Below are 1053 nucleotides of genomic sequence, written 5' to 3'. Positions count from 1 at the left end.
TAAACATCTATGTGATATTCATAGATAAATAAACTTTTTAAGAGCTACTAATACTTTTGAGAAAGCAAGAATATTGGAATTATAAATAATTTATGTAAGGAGTGAACTGGATTTAGAAACTATGAATAGTCATGTCTTATCACGAAATTTTAAGATATAATTTTATGTTGCGGTTTTCTACTTAATAAATTAAAGAAATAAAGAGAATTTTAAACTTTTTAATGAAGAATAGGCAAAAAAGATTAGAGTCATAAAGTAGATAATATTTAAAAATATATGCTAAAAATGAAAAAAAGATAAAATATTATATGGGAGATGATAATTATGTTTAATGAAATAGCAGTTTTAACAGGAAAAGATGGAAATACTAGTAGTATATATGAACCTGGAATGGTAGTGGTATACGAGAGAAAGGATGAAAGTTGGAATGTTAAAAATAAAATTATTTTTAATGTAAATACATCTGGAGGAATGGGAGCTGTTCGTGAAAGAATGGTACTACTAATAAATGATCTAAAAAGTTGTAATGTTTTTTTAGGGAAAAGGGTAGATGGAATTCCATATAGTGTTTTAAAAAAGTCGGGATTTACTATTGCAGAAGCCGGTGGTAACCCAGAAGAATTATTAGATGAATTACGTGAAATGATGATAGCAAATAAAAAGAAGGCAGTTAAAAAGACCAAGCCTCAAGATACTGTAATAGAGCCTATAGCTTTGGCTGAAGAGGGATGTTATTTTATAAATCTTGAAAAAATACAAAATGATAATCCAGATATTAGTTCCAAAAAAGTATTATTGCCATTTTTAAGAAATAAGTCATTTAAAGAACTTAAAATTTTTTGTAGTCATGCTCCTCAATGGCTTGAAGGTGAATTGTTAACTTTAAATATGAGACTTGAAGTGAAAAAATTGCTTAAAGGTGAAATTGAGGTAAGAATATATAATCAAGTCTGTAATGAAATGTCTTCAATAAATAAATAGAAAATATACATCTTAAAAATTGAAATCTGTGAGGAAATCTAAAAGTACAATTATATAAAAATAATAAGAAAA

1 protein-coding gene is annotated in these 1053 nt (G+C 26.1%); it reads left to right on the top strand.

Annotated features, from left to right (window positions below; all coding sequences use genetic code 11):
- Positions 1-324 precede the first annotated feature (324 nt).
- Positions 325-981, top strand: a complete 657-nt coding sequence (gene anfO / locus RH99_RS18030; protein ID WP_010241784.1) for a Fe-only nitrogenase accessory protein AnfO — start codon at positions 325-327, stop codon at positions 979-981.
- The last annotated feature ends 72 nt before the right edge of the window (positions 982-1053 follow it).

The sequence above is a fragment of the Clostridium arbusti SL206 genome, assembly GCF_000246895.1.
GTDB classification, from domain to species: domain Bacteria; phylum Bacillota; class Clostridia; order Clostridiales; family Clostridiaceae; genus Clostridium_I; species Clostridium_I arbusti.
Note: the sequence above shows the minus strand (reverse complement) of the source record. Positions and strands in the feature narration are given on the sequence as shown.